A 14,776-nucleotide genomic window follows, 5' to 3' on the forward strand; every position below is an offset into this window, starting at 1 on the left:
ATGCTGTCATGCAGGACTTTCTCGAATTCAAAGCGATATCCAAGGGATATCCCGGCGTGCAGGCGCTCGCCGATGTTTCGTTCTCTGTAAAGAAGGGAGCGGTCCACGGCCTGATGGGCGAAAACGGAGCTGGCAAGTCAACGCTCATCCGCGTTCTCTCAGGTGACCAATCCGCCGATACCGGCGAAATCTCGATCGATGGCTCGACCCAGCACTATCGCTCGGTTCGTGATGCCTTCGATGCGGGCGTTATTGTCATTCACCAGGAACTGCAGCTCGTCCCCGAACTGACGGTAGCGGAAAATCTCTGGCTCGGGCGCTTTCCCGGGAAGGCCGGGGTCATCGACCGCAGCCGCCTTACGAACGTCGTTCGAGAAAAGCTCAGCGAGATCGGGATTGAGATCGAGCCCGGTGCCAAGGCGGCCTCGTTATCGATCGGCGAACGCCAGATGGTGGAAATCGCGAAAGCCGTGATGGCGGATGCTCGCGTAATCGCACTCGATGAGCCGACGTCGTCGCTGTCCTCGCGGGAGAGCGAAATTCTCTTCTCCCTGATTGAACGCCTACGCTCTCAGGGCAAGGTCATCCTTTACGTATCGCACCGCCTCGACGAGATATTCCGTCTTTGCGACAGCCTAACGGTCCTTCGTGACGGCAAGCTTGCAGCACATCACGCGGACATCACCGCTGTTACCCGCGAGCAGATTATTTCGGAAATGGTCGGGCGCGAGATATCCAACATCTGGGGATACCGGCCGCGCGAGTTCGGCGACGTCCGTCTTGAGGTCAAGGACATTGCGGGCCGCAAGCTCCGCACACCAATCCGTTTCTCGGTTCGCCAAGGTGAAATTCTCGGGTTCTTCGGCCTGATTGGCGCGGGCCGCAGCGAGATGACGCGCCTCGTGTATGGCGCGGACACACGCTCGCAAGGCACGGTCAGTGTCGACGGCGTAGAGGTAGTGGCCGACAGCCCTCCGCACGCAATTCGCGGGGGAATTGTTCTGTGCCCGGAGGATCGGAAGTTCGACGGCATTGTGCAAGGCCGCAGTATCGAAGAGAACATGGCGATCTCCTCTCGCCGGCACTTCTCGCCGTTCGGGATCCTTCAGCCCAAGAAGGAAGCCGAACTCGCCGAGCAGTTCATTGCCAAGCTGCGTGTACGCACGCCGTCCAGGAAGCAGGACATCGTCAACCTGTCCGGCGGCAATCAGCAGAAGGTGATCCTTGGACGCTGGCTGTCCGAACAGGGAGTGAAGGTTCTGATCATTGACGAACCAACGCGCGGTATCGACGTCGGTGCGAAGTCTGAAATCTATGAAATTCTCTACGAGCTTGCTGCACAGGGCATGGCAATAGTCGTTGTCTCAAGCGAATTGCCGGAAGTGATGGGCATCACCGACCGCATCGTCGTGATGTGCCAGGGTCGCGTCGCAGCAGATATCAGGCGCGACGACTTCGATGAGCGGCGAATTCTCGCCGCCGCCCTCCCCGATGTGGCCAATGCCAGCGAACTCCCCAACCAGCAGGTCCAGTCGCGATGACGTCTTTGAAAAAACTCCTACTCGGCGAGCAAGGCCTCGTCGTTATTTTTGCCATCGCTTTCGCCATCGTGGCAGCAACGGTTCCAAACTTCCTCACCGAGCGAAACATGCTTGGGCTGCTGCAGTCGGTCGTCACGATCGGCATTGTCGCCTGCACCATGATGTTTTGCCTTGCATCCCGCGATTTCGACCTTTCGGTCGGATCGACCGTCGCGTTCTCGGGGATGATAGCCGTCATGGCCTCGAACGCCACCGGTTCGATCGTCCTTGGACTTATAGCAGCGCTCCTCTGTGGTGGTGCTGTTGGTCTCGTGAACGGTGTGGTTATCGCCCGTTTTCGGATCAACGCCCTTATCACCACGCTGGCGACGATGCAGATCGTTCGCGGTTTGGCGCTGATCGCATCCGATGGCCGCGCAGTCGGTATCAACGATCCCGGCTTCTACCAGTTGGCACTCTCGAAGTTCTTGGGCATCCCAACTCCGATCTGGGTCATGGCGATCTTCTTCGTGATCTTTGGCTTCGTACTGAACCGGACGGTCTTCGGGAAGAACACGCTGGCAATCGGCGGCAACCCGGAAGCGTCGCGTCTCGCGGGTGTCAATGTCTCCAGAATGCGCATCTGGATCTTTGCGCTGCAGGGACTCGTTTGCGCCGTGGCGGGTGTCCTGCTTGCGTCGCGCATCACATCGGGTCAGCCGAATGCTGCAACCGGGCTGGAACTGTCGGTCATTTCGGCCTGTGTTCTGGGTGGCGTATCGCTCGCGGGTGGTCGTGCGGCTATGACCGGAGTGATCGTCGGTGTCCTGATTATGGGCATTGCAGAGAACGTGATGAACCTCCTCAATATCCAGGCTTTTTATCAGTATGTCGTGCGTGGATTGATCCTTCTGCTCGCCGTTCTGTTGGACAACCTGAGATCCGCTGCGGCTGGGAGGCGCGGCTGATGTGAGGCGGCGCATTACGGCAATCTCAGACCGATTCCAGCGCAAGCCAACCACGGCACCGCGTCCGAAGGCCTTTTGTGGTAAACAAGGTTGTTAAAAGCGCACGTTGGGAACGGGCTTGTCGAAATCGCCTCCACCCATATCCGCTGGGCCTTCGTCTCCTGATAACCGATCATATTGATTATCGGATGCCAAGTACAACAGCCCATCCCGGAACTGAGGGCGAAGGTAGCAGCTCCTGAGGTTGCTCCCTCTCGCAGTTTGACGGACCATACATTGAATGGGAACGGCGTGCGCGGATCTCATCATGGCCTGGCTGCAACAGCAGCCCTCTCGGGAGGGGCCGGATAGATTTACGCAACTGGAATCGTCAGTTTGCGATGTCGCGGTCCCCTCGCACCGACGAGGCGGACCATACATTTTTTGCGAGAAGCTCGCGGAGCGCGCTGCATCCAACATCTGTTCGGCGAGCCGCTTCTTCAGCCTCGCACTCTCGTCCTCGAACGCCTTCAGCCGCTTCGCCTCTGATACCTCCATGCTGCCCGCTCGATATTGCCCACAATGAGCGAGGGCGACGCTATCATTTGCATACTCTCGGGTGCTAAAATCCCCGCGACGAACAGCGAGGGCGACTGCCAGCCCATCAAACGCCAGACGAGGAGCCCGTGTCTTGAGATTGCTGACGCGCCTTTTCCGGAGGTTTCTGGTTTTCTGTCTGGGTGTACTCAGCGTTTGGCTGATCGTCTTCGTTGTTTTCGATACTGCGGACCACAGGTTTCCATGGCTCGTTGCGGTGTGCCTCACATATGGCCTGGCTGCTTACGTCATTCTTCCGAACGTGGTCCGATTGTCCCTGAAGGTTCTTCATCGGGGGCTGATCCCCAGATACACGATCACGGCGGATGGCCTGCCCGGCGACCCTATAAATTTCGCCCTCATCGGCGATCTTCAACAACTCCACGAGGCCTTTGCAACGGCGGGCTGGACCACGGCCGACCATTTGGGGATCGCAAGCACGTTGCGAATGATACGCGCTTTCCTGATGAACTCTGCCTATCCCACCGCACCTTTCAGCACCTTCTATCTCTTTGGAAGACGGCAGGACATAGGATTCCAGGAGCCCATCGACGATAGCCCCCGCAAGCGCCATCACATCCGTTTCTGGGCTCTTAGTCTTGCCCATTCCGAGGACGACATGAGCACGGCGAGCTTCTGGTTGAATACCGACAGGCCATCGCCCGAGGAGCGCGTCCTATGGGTTGGGGCGGGCACCAAAGATACCGGGCTTTCTCTGACTTGGCTGACATTCCAAGTCACACATAAGACCGATGCCGATACGAACGCCGAGCGCGACTACATAGTCAATGAACTGAGGGCAAAGCAAGTAATCGGGGAGGTCGCGCGGCACCAATCCGGCTCTCGTTTGAACACCGGAAAGGTCAACCATTACATTACCGATGGTGAGATCGCGTTTGCCACCTTGACTGTCAGTGTCACGGGCGCCGGTCACGCCGGTGCCGTTGTCGGGCCGGATACACCCTGATCCGACCAACGAATGAGTTCAAAGTGCCGGGCGCTCTTGATCGAGAGAAAGACCGAACTTGACTAAGACTTAACAAGAGAACAAAATGTGAACACACCTAATTAACCTGACCGTTCGACTGCATTCTCCACGAGAGCGCCGTCGCGGCGACGGAGTTTCCCATGCTAATGCGCGTTCAAAAACGGACCACTGAAACGGAAACAGCCTTTAACGACTGGTGGTCGGCGCAATCCAGCGATTTTAAAGCGCTTCACAATATGGATGAACTCCTGCGGGGTTTCAAAGCTGGATTCGCTGCCGGACGGAGAAAGAAGGTTCGCCGCTTCACGTTCACTGCCGGTAAAATGAGGGTCACCGTCTGGGCCGCGAACCAGGCCACGGCAAAGGCCATGGCAATGAGGGAGGCAGACAGAAGAGCGCAGGCCATCGGTATTTCACCGCCAAAGGCTGGTTGGACATTGCGCATTGTTGGGATCGCCGCGCCGTGAGTATCGACGGACGCAGCAGCGCGGCAGCAGCAACCATTCACGTGAACCATTGGTGTTCCGTTGCTGGCTGCGAGACATGGGGCGGTTTTGGCCATGCTTCATCGAAGTCGATTGAGACGCAATGGTGGTGCTGGGAGCACTATCCCTACAAGCCTAGTGCAACGACAGCTGCTCCAGATGACCTTGCCACTCAGTTGCAGCAACCTGGCGACTGACAATTTTCTCGTCGTTTCTTTTTTGCTGCTGCAACGAGTCATCGGACGTCTCGACGGGTTAGCCGTGCCCGGTCGGCCATCAAGTCCATCGACCGACAATGTTCGGCGCCCATCATGTACAAAATTCTGGACGCGAACCGCCTTTATGACCAATCAAATGAACAAATCAGGTATAACTGTGCCCCGTCAGAGAAGCTACTCTCGGGTCACGCGCCAGGCCCTCACGATGCTCGGCAAGCTGATCCGCGTCGCCCGCGCCAAACGCGGCCTAACCGCGCAGGAACTGGCCGACCGCGCCGGCAGCAGCCGTACAACGCTCTCCAGCATTGAAAAGGGCGTGCCGGGCCCTGAGATCGGTATCGTCTTCGACTCGCTTCGCTCGTCGGCGTTCGCCTGTTCGACCACGACGAGCGCACCCTAGAGATGCATAATGCCCGCCTCGACGAAAAACTGACCCTGCTGCCCAAGAGCGTCCGCTACGCCGTGAGGGAGGTCGATGATGACTTCTAAGGAGGATACTACCGAAGCCTTTGTCTGGAATAGGCTGCCGGGGGCGACGGAACCGGTGGTCGCGGGCCGCCTCGATCAGGACGGCGATCGCCTGCTCTTCACCTATGGCGCCAGTTACCGGCGCCGTAAGAGCGCCATTTCCCTCTATTCTCATTCGCTGCCGCCCGGGCTGCGCTGATCGCCAACGGAGGCGTCCAGGGATGAAACGCCCAGGCAGCTCAAAGAACGCGCATGGCCGGGAGACTTCCCCACGACCCCGCTGCGTGAGGTCGTTGTGGATACCTCGGGGGGCATACCGGGCACGAGCTTGGATTTTCATGGGAAGTTCTCCATGAAACCGATCGCCATACTCAAACGCCTCCAGCTCGGCCGGAATGTAGCCAATTGCTGATAAAAGGCACAGTTGCATAGAATTTTATCTATCGCGTTACATTCCTATGAATGTTTCGGCGCTAGAACACCCAAAAGATCGCGGAATGGATGCGAATGGGGTGTTTCGTGAGGGGACTTGTATTGACGCGCTTCCGCACCTCGGTGGACGGAGCGACCGCAGTCGAATTCGCAATCATCGCTCCCGTTCTTATTTTCCTGACATTCGCTATTGTCGAGTCCGGTATTGCCTTTGCTGCCGACATCGTTCTCAAAAACGCTACCTATGACGCAGCGAGGACCGGCCGAACGGGGTTTGTGTCGGAGAACTCGACACAGGATGCGACCGTAAAGGCGAAAATTCGCAACCAGGCGGGCGTATTCATGGATGCCGACAAGCTCGTCATCACCAGCCTGTCCTACAAGGGCTTCGATGCTCTCAAAAAGCCCGAGCCATTCACAGACAAGAATGGCAACGGCGTTCGCGACGATGGAGAAAACTTCACCGACGTCAATGGGAACGGTGTCTACGACATCGACCAGGGGGCGAACGGCTACGGCGGTACGGCACAAGTCGTCCTCTACACCGTGACCTACCCATGGACCTTCCACACTCCCGTCCTCAAACAGCTCGTTGGCAACGACGGCACCGTCGAACTGACGGCAACAGCGGTGGTGCAGAATGAGCCGTACTGACCTGATCTCCAAGCCCTTGCGCGTTCTCTCTTCCATAACCCGTCGGCTGGCGGTAAACGACGAAGGCGTCGCAGGTATCGAAATGGCGATCATCACGCCCGTGCTGCTGCTCCTTCTCTGCGGCGGCAGCGAAGTCAGCCTCTATGCCCGCTCGCACTTCCAGACAGCGCAGATGGCATCGACGGTAGCGGATGCGGTTGCGCGCTACGAAGCGATCACGTCGTCGGACATCACTTCGATCTTTTCGGTGTCATCCGAGGTCATGGGAAACGAAGACTTCAAGGAGAACGGTTACGTGATCCTGACGTCGGTTTCCCGCACGGGCGGCGCTGCACCGGTCGTTGCGTGGCAGTGCAAAGGCGGCTCTGACGCCCAGACGAGCAAGATCGGTGTCGTCACCAAGGCCGCCACACTTCCGGGCAACCTCACACTCGATGCGACCGACAATGTGATCGTCGCCGAGGTCTTCTATCACTACACCCCGCTATTTTCCAATTTTACGCCGGTCGAGACGCAGCTCTACAAGACGGCGGTCTTCCGCCCCCGTCTCGGCAGCCTCACGAGCGCGCCCGGTTGCTAGTCCACAAGGAAAGGATGATCCAATGTCGTTGATGTCCATGATCTCCCGCTTCCGCAGGGCCGAGGAAGGTGCCGTCCTCCCCTTCGTCGGCATCGTCAGCCTGGCGCTGATCGGGGCGACGGGGTTCGGCATCGACGCGGCCCGCCTGATGCTTCTCCATTCGAGCCTTCAGCGCGCCATCGACGCCGGCGCTCTTTCGACCGTCGCCAAGCTGGACACCGCCACCATCGACGTGGAGCTGCGAAAGTTTGCGGTCGCCAATTTCAACAATGGGGAGATTGGCGGGACGCTCGACAGCCTGACCTGGACCATCAGCTCGGACAACAAGACACTGACCGTCAAGGCATCAGCCAGCGCTCCCGCGACGTTGATGAAAATCCTCGGCGTCCAGACGATCAGCACCAGCGCGGAAAGCGTCATCGAACGATCGACCAATGGCCTTGAACTGGCACTTGTTCTCGACAACACCGGCTCCATGTCCGGAACGCCGCTCGAGAGCCTCAAGTCTGCGGCCAACACCCTGGTGAACATCCTCTATGGCGACGACGCAGTTGCCGAGAACCTCTATGTGGGCATCGTTCCGTTCTCGCAGTCGGTCAATGTCGGCACGAGCCATGCCGGCTGGATGAAATCGGGCTCCATCGCCGCGCTCGATTGGGGATCGACATCAACGGGTGGCTCATGGGGTGGCTGCGTCGAGGCGCAGGCCGTCAAGGCCGACGACATTTCTGACGCCGTTCCCTCCAGCAAGCCAATCACGCCCTATTACTGGCCAGACAGGACGGATAACAACTGGATCAGCGTCAACAAAAGCGGCCAGAAGAAATACTCCAACCCTCTCACCACGTCCCTCGGTCCCAACAAGAACTGCCCCGCCGAGGTAACGCGCCTGACCCCCAAGAAGGCGACGGTCGTTGCCGCCATCGCGGCAATGAAGGCGGTGGGCAACACCCACATCAACTTCGGGGCCGTGTGGGGCTGGCGGATGTTGTCTCCCAAATGGCGTGGTCTCTGGGGCGGCGACATGTCGACCTACAATCTGCCTCTCGACTACTACACGAAGAACATGAACAAGGCGGCAGTCATCATGACCGACGGCGAGAACACGATGTCGGCAAACGTCTACAGCGCTTATGGCTGGCTGGCCGACAAGAAACTTGGGACGAGCAACGAGACGGATGCGGAGACGGAACTCGACAACCGTCTGTCCTCGGTCTGCACGGCGATGAAGAACTCCGGCATCATCATTTACACAATTGCCTTCAATGGGCCCAGCGAAGCCACCCAGGACCTCCTGCGCAACTGCGCCAGCCAGAACGCCTTCTTCTTCAACTCGCCGACAACGGCCGCGCTTCAGTCGGCCTTCAAGCAGATCGGGGATTCACTCTCCAACCTCCGTGTCAGCAAATAGATATCGTGCGATAGTGACGAATGCCTCTCCATCAGACCCGGATCCACAATATGTCCGACTGCAGGAAACAGATGCTGGCTGCCGATAGGCACCCTTCACTACTGAGAGCAATACGCTCACATCTTCGGCTGTGTTATCCGGCTGTCCCTTTGGGAAGATCGTCCTGATCAGTGTTGGAGCGGATCGACGTAAGTCGAGGCGGCGGCCTATAGTTTGCGGTTGGGGAGCTCTGCTACCGGGAAGTCCAAAGCCTTAGTTACAAAACGCAATACTGCGGCGCGTTAGAGGGAGTCTCCAATCCAATCTTCGTGACCATGACGGATACGGATCACGAGAACGCTCCCATCATCGTTGATCCGATAGATTACCAGGTGAGCCTTGAATGTATGGATTCTGACAGGCGGCGAAATCTCCTGGCGCTCACGCGTCATTCGAGGACTCGCGGCTATGAGATCGAGCACATCAAAAAGCTCATCGTGATATCGTTTGGCGGCCAAGGATCCGAAGTTGCGGATACCTTGTTCGGCGATTGAGACGATATCCTCTTCCGCTTCAACAGAGAGCCTGAATGGCATCAATCACGTCTGCGGGTGATCTCGGCACGCGCAACGGCAGCGGAAAACAACTCGTCCTTCGAACGGCCTCCTACGCCGCTTTTGATTCCGTCATCGACGAAACGTTGCATCTCCGCAATTTTGTTAGTCCGGGCCTGGTCTCTGCGGATAAGGTCTCGAACGTAGTCACTCGCGTTCGAGTATCGACCGGTCTTGGCTTGCGCTTCGACCCAGTCTTTCATCGGGTCCGGAAGGGATACATTCATGGTTGCCATTAGAGTCTCCTTGAGGTCTCAGGCTACCCTGTGATGGCAAAGTTTGTCAAACTATTGAAGCCCACTAAGAAAGCTCCTGAAAGGGGTTCTGCGATTGGCGGCCTAACCCCAACTGCAAGTCCAGCGCATTCCGCGGCCAGGACGGCGACAAGTAAGGTCGCGGCCACAGGAATGCGTAAAGGTCATTGCGGTTCGCCCACGTCCACTGCCGCGCGGAATTGCCTCGCGTGCAGCGATGTGAGCGTCCGCGGGGCAGGTGCCTGAGCTTGCCTTTTGAGTTTTTGTCGGTGGGGTGACTGGGTTTTTAATTGTGCGTTTTGCGGGTGCTGTTATTGCCACGCAAAGACCGTCTCGTTCTTGGTAATTTTGAGCACAGACGAGCGGGCAGATCCGGATCTTCTGCGTGCGAAGTTGCTCAAGGAGAGTCATTGATGGCTCCAAGGCTGAAACTTCGAACTTCCTAATCTCGGCGAACTGTGCAAGAGCCCTTCGACTTGCGGCGCCCCAGAGCCCGTCCTCAATGCCTGCTCTGCATCCGAGCCGATTGAGTTCCTTCTGAATCGAACGCGCCAGATCACGATCCCGCTCATCTGGTTGAGCTTCTTGCGGGGGGAGCGCGGCAAATCGCTCTTCCGAAGCCGGCAAACCCACGCCTGGAGTAGGCGGTTGGGCGGCCTCTGGAGCGCCCTTCAATTTAGCGACTGCCCCATCGGAAGCAAGACGCTCAATGTTGCGGATTTTTGCCTTTGCAAGCGCTACGAAGGCTCCGTTCGGGTACTGCTGGAGATAGGCATCGAATTCACCGCGGTCAGACGATTCCTTGATCGTGTCCCAGAAGACAAGCTCGGCCGCATTGTCAGGCTTGGAATCGGGGACTGTTGCTGCTTCTTGCTTTGATAGCGGTTTTAGCACTACCTCGCCGGTGAGCGACGAACTATCCCAAGGCACCTGTCTGCCGTCAGTGGCGTCGAGCACATCCCGGCGAACGTCTATCAGCTCGCGCGTGATGTCGCGTCCTGGTTTTCCAAGGTGGCGTACGAGGGCGGCGGTGAACGGTGAGTTGCGGCCCACTCCATCGAGCGCAACATTCCCAGGTTGGGTTGCGAAGGCGATGAGGGAACCGATGCCGCTCCCGACCTTAGCCAGACCTCGTCCGATCGAAAAGGAACGGGTGCCCATGGACCGAGCGAGATTGATCGCGAGTGGATTATCTCTGCAGGCATCGAGAAAAACCAAGTTCACGTGCGTCTGCCGCTCCATGGCGGACAGGACCATGTTCATCGGAACGGCTTCGAATTCCAAGTCGATATAGGAAAGAAGCTCCGCATCGACTGGAGCGATGTAGTTTTCGCCATTCACCTGCAAGCCATGCCCCGCATAGTAGAACAGAGCGATGTCGGCGCCTTCAAGTTTCGCGTTGAACTCGCGGATTGCCGCCCTGACGCCAGCAAGATCCAGGTCACGCCCAATGATTACATCGAAATCGAGACTACGCAGCTTGGTCGCCATGTCGCTGGCATCGTTAGCTGGGTTCGGCAATACAGGAACGTTGCGATAGGCGGAATTTCCAATCACCAGTGCCACGCGTGTTTCCGCAAGCGCCTCTGCGCACGTAAACATCACTAGGATTGTCAGGGCAACTAAAAGGCCCCGCATAGGCCGCCCCCTTGAGTCCTTTTCGTTATGGTCTGCGCATTGCAGCAGGCGCTAATTTAAACAGTCCTACCGATTTCCGGTTGTGTCAACGGGGACTTCCACGTTGCGTATCTAACCTAAGCCCGAAATTCCGATTACAGCTCCAACGACTCCAGGCCGATCTGATGTTTTCATGGGATCAGTCAGCACCTCCTAGTTTCTGGATCGAGTTCGATCAAAGCGAGAATCCGAGGCGCTCCGCTTCTGATTTCGTGACAATGCCAGTTACGGCGTCCCCCTTATCCTTCTGCCACGAAAGGTAGTTGCCGAGAGTCGCGCGTAGAAAATTTCCGTCGATGTTGTCAGGTGCCATTTGCAGCTTTTCCTGAAGCGCCTCCACTGCAGGTCCCGACGAGCCATATCGAAGAGCTCTAAACTCAAGATCTGGGCGAGAAGTAATAAGAGAAGCCTCGTCCCCTGTTAGAAGGAAATAAGTGAATGTCCTTCCGTCGTCGCTCGTTGCTCCACGGCTTCCATGAGTTATGACAGGCGGATGGACAAGCCCTGCGTCTTGGCGAAAATTCGCCCAGGCTCCAATTGGGACACCATTCTTGTAACGCCCCGCAATAACCTGACACCCCGCTGAAGAGAAAAATGGCGGCTTGGCGCGGTAGTTGAGTATTGCGGCGTGAATGTTGTCGAACGGCAGATTACCGTTGAGATCATCCCAGATTGCGGATCGGTCATTGGCCGCGTAACTACGACTTTTCGGTGACCGCAAGACCCAGAGAGGTTGCTGCTGACGAAATGCGCCCGGCTGTCTGTTTCCCCTATGGGGACCCACCTTATATCTATGGACGCCAGTGGGAAGCATGTTGCACCCTACGGCGCCTCGAACGTAGGCATCCATAAGATCCACGTTTGGAACCGTTGATCCGCGGCACAAGGAAAGCGTGTCATCCGAGCGATTCCACACACCTATCAGGCACTTCATGTTTAAGTGGTCGGGTCGCGTCGTGACCACTCTGTGCTTGGAAGATGCAGACGAGTAGTCCTTTCCGGACGAGACCGTGCATCCTCGCAGCCCAAAAAGGATGATAGGGCTCTCTCCAAGATCGAAGGCATTTCGATCGGCGAGGACTTTGAGAGTTTCTCCTGACAGCTCAAATTCCGTTCCGGCGGCGGCAAAACCCGCAAGCGGCCGATAGTCAAAAGACACGTCGTCGGATGGCCAATGTGGGGAAGGCCGTTCGCTGGACGGTTGCTGAAACCAAAAGTTCGAGATCGTTGCGCGAGCAGCGAAATCGGGTTCACCTTCTTCCTTAAGTAGTTCAACGATTTCAGCGTCCGAAAGCGGCTCTCCGGCTTGAGGCAACTCATCTGCGGTCACGCCGGTCTGCATATCGAAGCTCAATGGCAAGACTAGTGCTCCAACGGCAGCAGTCACGCCTCCAGAAAGCAGATTTCTTCGCGACAGTCGTGCGTTCGCGCTGTCATCGTCGGTCATGGATCCAATCTCCCTCTAGTCCCTGTCACCGGATCATGCATGAATGCTTCACATAACTGTGGCTCGCAGGCGTCCGGCCCGGCTAAGGAACTTCCCGCACGCTGACGGACACGAATGGGAACGCTGGTCATCGTCCATGTCGTATCGTCGCCTTCGGCGGCCGAGATTTGGCCCCTTCCCCCGCTTAAGTACCGATCAAGCGTCCGATGCAGCGTCCCGACGTTATGGTCCGGCGCGCGCCGACTTGTTAAAGTTAGATCACTCCACCTGACAGGGTTCCTTTCCTGCGTGCCAAAAACCAGGATCTGGTCCTGTAAGTCGTATGGACTCGTCGCGATTAATCGTTCATCTCGAGCGCGAAACTCGTAAGTCGATCCCGCGGGAACCAGTTCCAGTCGTCCGTTGCTCGGGAAACCAATAATGCTGCCGTCGGAGGACAGAACGAGCCCGCCGATCAAGAGCGGATAGGGAGAGTTCGGATCGACCGCAACCCTGATATGGGTTTCGTAGCATTCGGGTACGATCTGCTCCGTGTTTGGCGGGGCCTGCAACCAGGTGCCGGCGGCGCAACTTGTTTGTCTTGCCTCTGGAACGACTTGAACCTTCAGAGTCTCTTGGTCGACAAAGTCGCTGCCACCCTCACCTTTCAGACGCAGGAGAATACGTTGTCGCGCATGTAATCTCAGTATGTCCGCCAATTGCGCCGCCTGTCTGTCTGGCGGCCCGGACGGTATGATATTGCGGATCTCGTTTGTTGGGCCCCTCAAAACGATGGCGTCGTCTCGATCGAGACTGGCCTCCAGTTCCCCGTCATCCGAGAGGCTCACAAATCCTCTCATCTCTTCGTTAGATGAGATTGCTTTTCGAAGTGTCGCGGCAAGATCGGCGGGGATGCCGCCGGCTTCCACTTGAGGCATCAAACTGACAGTCAAGGCGTGATATTCACTGGAGGGCCGAACCAAAATCGCGATATCGCCCTCTACCAAGGGAGGTGCTTCTAGCGGTTGAACCACCGTTGCAGTCGCGTTGAGCCCGGTGAAGGATCTCACCACTGCAAGTCCCTTGGCCTTCGTCGGATCCAGTAGTTCTTGGCTATCTTTCGCCCCCTCGTATATCCGCAATTCCGCGTTCGGGCCGATTCCAGGCAATGGCGGACCGGTCAGCTCGACTTGTGGCGCCCGGGAGCGGTCGCCAGGTGAGATTGATCGTATGCTCCAGGAAATCGGTGTCTCTCGGTCAACATTCCTGAAGACGAGGCCGTCGATATCCCCCTGGATAGAGGGGATCTGGGGGGTTCCAGCCGCGCGCAGCAATGGCGGAAGACGTTTGGCTAACTGCCCATAGGTCTGATGAGGAGAGCCAGAAAGAATGTCGATAAGCGCCTGCGTAAATAGGCCTCCGCCGTCCTCCTCCATCGCCGCGGTGCCATCGATCGCAGCGGAAAGTACGGTCAGGCCCGAGAACGAGGTCGGTGTCCAGTCGGTCGCATCACCATCGCTTACCTTAACAGGGCTACCGGTCAAAGGATGAGCCCACCGCTTCTTGAACGCAGAGCGCCCCCTCGCAGCGCTTCCTGAATTACAAGAATCGAGAATTAGCGTTACGTGGGAGGATTTTCCGTTGAGCTTTGTGAGCCACCGATTGAGGTCATCGTCTAAGAGGTCGCCATGACCATTCACCCGTGAATCATGAAGAACGATTGTTTCGTCTCTGCCATCGGCCTCGTCACCATTGAGGTCGTCGGTCTGTGATCCATGGCCGGCGAAATAGATGACGACGACGTCATCCGTGCTCGCAATGCGCTCGAGCATTTTCTCGAAAGCATCTTCGATGGCGACAAAAGTCGCGTCCTCATCCGTCAGTATGCAAATATTCTCGCGGGGAAATGCGTAACTGTTCATAAGGAGGTCGCGCACTCTGTTCACGTCGTTGACGGGTCCAACGAGCCTGCTAATACCGGGATCGAGATACGTTCCTACGCCGATGAGGAGTGCTAGCCGGACCTGGCCACCCACAGAAATTGGTGGAGCAACAGAGCAGTTTTCAGATGCGAAAGAAAGCCTCGGACAAAATGAGCCTCCGAGTGCCACGAGCGCAAGCACAATCGTTACGACACGTGGTCCCTTGTGCCCCATCGCACCCTCCGACGCTGCCTAGGTTATCTGAAGGTCTACAAGTAATATCAAAGGAATTACCACATTGCAACTTTGCGTTACTTTCTGGGCTGGCGACCTATCGGAGTTGTACTTCAGGTTCGCAGTCAATCCCCATTAATGGCGAGCTACCTAGAGCGGATCATTGCGACAAGGCCGCCATCTCTCTGTCGCAAATTTAGCTTGCGCACATCACCGATTCTTGACCCATATGTGTCAAAGCCTCTTGCGCGATTTGTAATGCGTTCGCGCCGAGGGCTAGGCCGCACGTCTTCTCATCGTTCCCGGCCGCCATCAACCCCTACGGCAGGCACGTTGCTGATCCGATCACAACCGCCTCGATCTCGACTCC

The 14,776-nt window shown here is 57.2% G+C and carries 12 protein-coding genes and 2 pseudogenes; 9 read left to right on the forward strand and 5 right to left on the reverse strand.

Features of this window, described 5'->3' with window-relative positions; genetic code table 11:
- Positions 1 to 8: 8 nt before the first annotated feature.
- From araG to IB248_RS12000, 9 genes and pseudogenes are all read left to right on the forward strand, one after another.
- A complete protein-coding gene (araG, locus tag IB248_RS11960) occupies positions 9 to 1,541 on the forward strand; it encodes an L-arabinose ABC transporter ATP-binding protein AraG (RefSeq protein WP_192240863.1) in 1,533 nt (510 codons plus the stop codon).
- A complete protein-coding gene (gene araH / locus IB248_RS11965) occupies positions 1,538 to 2,488 on the forward strand; it encodes an L-arabinose ABC transporter permease AraH (protein ID WP_018856148.1) in 951 nt (316 codons plus the stop codon). The genes araG and araH overlap by 4 nt, the downstream gene beginning before the upstream one ends.
- A gap of 670 nt (positions 2,489 to 3,158) precedes the next feature.
- A complete protein-coding gene (locus tag IB248_RS11970) occupies positions 3,159 to 4,031 on the forward strand; it encodes an LssY C-terminal domain-containing protein (RefSeq protein WP_192240864.1) in 873 nt (290 codons plus the stop codon).
- Positions 4,032 to 4,192: 161 nt separating this feature from the next.
- Entirely contained in the window at positions 4,193 to 4,519 is a 327-nt protein-coding gene (locus tag IB248_RS11975; protein WP_192240865.1) for a hypothetical protein, read from the forward strand.
- Positions 4,520 to 4,960: 441 nt separating this feature from the next.
- A pseudogene (locus IB248_RS11980) lies at positions 4,961 to 5,244 on the forward strand (helix-turn-helix domain-containing protein).
- Positions 5,234 to 5,392: pseudogene (locus IB248_RS11985) on the forward strand (type II toxin-antitoxin system HipA family toxin); the annotation flags it as partial. The pseudogenes IB248_RS11980 and IB248_RS11985, both read left to right, overlap by 11 nt.
- A 350-nt stretch (positions 5,393 to 5,742) precedes the next feature.
- Positions 5,743 to 6,309, forward strand: a complete 567-nt coding sequence (locus IB248_RS11990) for a pilus assembly protein (RefSeq protein ID WP_312867213.1) — start codon at positions 5,743 to 5,745, stop codon at positions 6,307 to 6,309.
- Entirely contained in the window at positions 6,296 to 6,889 is a 594-nt protein-coding gene (locus IB248_RS11995; protein ID WP_192240866.1) for a TadE/TadG family type IV pilus assembly protein, read from the forward strand. Before IB248_RS11990 ends, IB248_RS11995 begins: the two co-directional genes overlap by 14 nt.
- Positions 6,890 to 6,911: 22 nt before the next feature.
- A complete protein-coding gene (locus IB248_RS12000; RefSeq protein ID WP_192240867.1) occupies positions 6,912 to 8,300 on the forward strand; it encodes a Tad domain-containing protein in 1,389 nt (462 codons plus the stop codon).
- 281 nt (positions 8,301 to 8,581) lie between these two features.
- Here IB248_RS12000 and IB248_RS12005 read toward each other — a convergent pair whose 3' ends face one another.
- The 5 genes from IB248_RS12005 to IB248_RS12025 form a co-directional block, all read right to left on the reverse strand.
- The gene (locus IB248_RS12005; protein WP_192240868.1) at positions 8,582 to 8,875 is read right to left on the reverse strand and encodes a type II toxin-antitoxin system RelE/ParE family toxin; all 294 of its coding nucleotides are present in this window, start codon (positions 8,873 to 8,875) and stop codon (positions 8,582 to 8,584) included.
- On the reverse strand, positions 8,875 to 9,129 hold the full coding sequence (locus IB248_RS12010; RefSeq protein ID WP_025660847.1) for a type II toxin-antitoxin system ParD family antitoxin: 255 nt from the start codon (positions 9,127 to 9,129) through the stop codon (positions 8,875 to 8,877). Before IB248_RS12010 ends, IB248_RS12005 begins: the two co-directional genes overlap by 1 nt.
- Before the next feature lie 102 nt (positions 9,130 to 9,231).
- The gene (locus IB248_RS12015; protein ID WP_348648594.1) at positions 9,232 to 10,713 is read right to left on the reverse strand and encodes a caspase domain-containing protein; all 1,482 of its coding nucleotides are present in this window, start codon (positions 10,711 to 10,713) and stop codon (positions 9,232 to 9,234) included.
- Positions 10,714 to 10,999: 286 nt separating this feature from the next.
- Positions 11,000 to 12,271: a hypothetical protein gene (locus tag IB248_RS12020; protein WP_192240870.1), complete on the reverse strand. Its 1,272-nt coding sequence runs from the start codon at positions 12,269 to 12,271 to the stop codon at positions 11,000 to 11,002.
- Positions 12,268 to 14,406 (reverse strand): caspase family protein, encoded by a 2,139-nt coding sequence (locus tag IB248_RS12025; RefSeq protein WP_192240871.1) that lies wholly within the window; start codon positions 14,404 to 14,406, stop codon positions 12,268 to 12,270. Before IB248_RS12025 ends, IB248_RS12020 begins: the two co-directional genes overlap by 4 nt.
- Between the last annotated feature and the right edge of the window lie 370 nt (positions 14,407 to 14,776).

It is taken from the genome of Rhizobium sp. RHZ01 (genome assembly GCF_014851595.1).
Taxonomy (GTDB): domain Bacteria; phylum Pseudomonadota; class Alphaproteobacteria; order Rhizobiales; family Rhizobiaceae; genus Rhizobium; species Rhizobium altiplani.

Coding starts and splice junctions, on each gene's coding strand:
- araG (WP_192240863.1), top strand. CDS start 9: ATGCAGGACTTTCTCGAATTCAAAGCGATATCCAAGGGATATCCCGGC.
- araH (WP_018856148.1), top strand. CDS start 1,538: ATGACGTCTTTGAAAAAACTCCTACTCGGCGAGCAAGGCCTCGTCGTT.
- IB248_RS11975 (WP_192240865.1), top strand. CDS start 4,193: ATGCTAATGCGCGTTCAAAAACGGACCACTGAAACGGAAACAGCCTTT.
- IB248_RS11995 (WP_192240866.1), top strand. CDS start 6,296: ATGAGCCGTACTGACCTGATCTCCAAGCCCTTGCGCGTTCTCTCTTCC.
- IB248_RS12000 (WP_192240867.1), top strand. CDS start 6,912: ATGTCGTTGATGTCCATGATCTCCCGCTTCCGCAGGGCCGAGGAAGGT.
- IB248_RS12005 (WP_192240868.1), bottom strand. CDS start 8,875: ATGCCATTCAGGCTCTCTGTTGAAGCGGAAGAGGATATCGTCTCAATC.
- IB248_RS12010 (WP_025660847.1), bottom strand. CDS start 9,129: ATGGCAACCATGAATGTATCCCTTCCGGACCCGATGAAAGACTGGGTC.
- IB248_RS12020 (WP_192240870.1), bottom strand. CDS start 12,271: ATGACCGACGATGACAGCGCGAACGCACGACTGTCGCGAAGAAATCTG.
- IB248_RS12025 (WP_192240871.1), bottom strand. CDS start 14,406: ATGGGGCACAAGGGACCACGTGTCGTAACGATTGTGCTTGCGCTCGTG.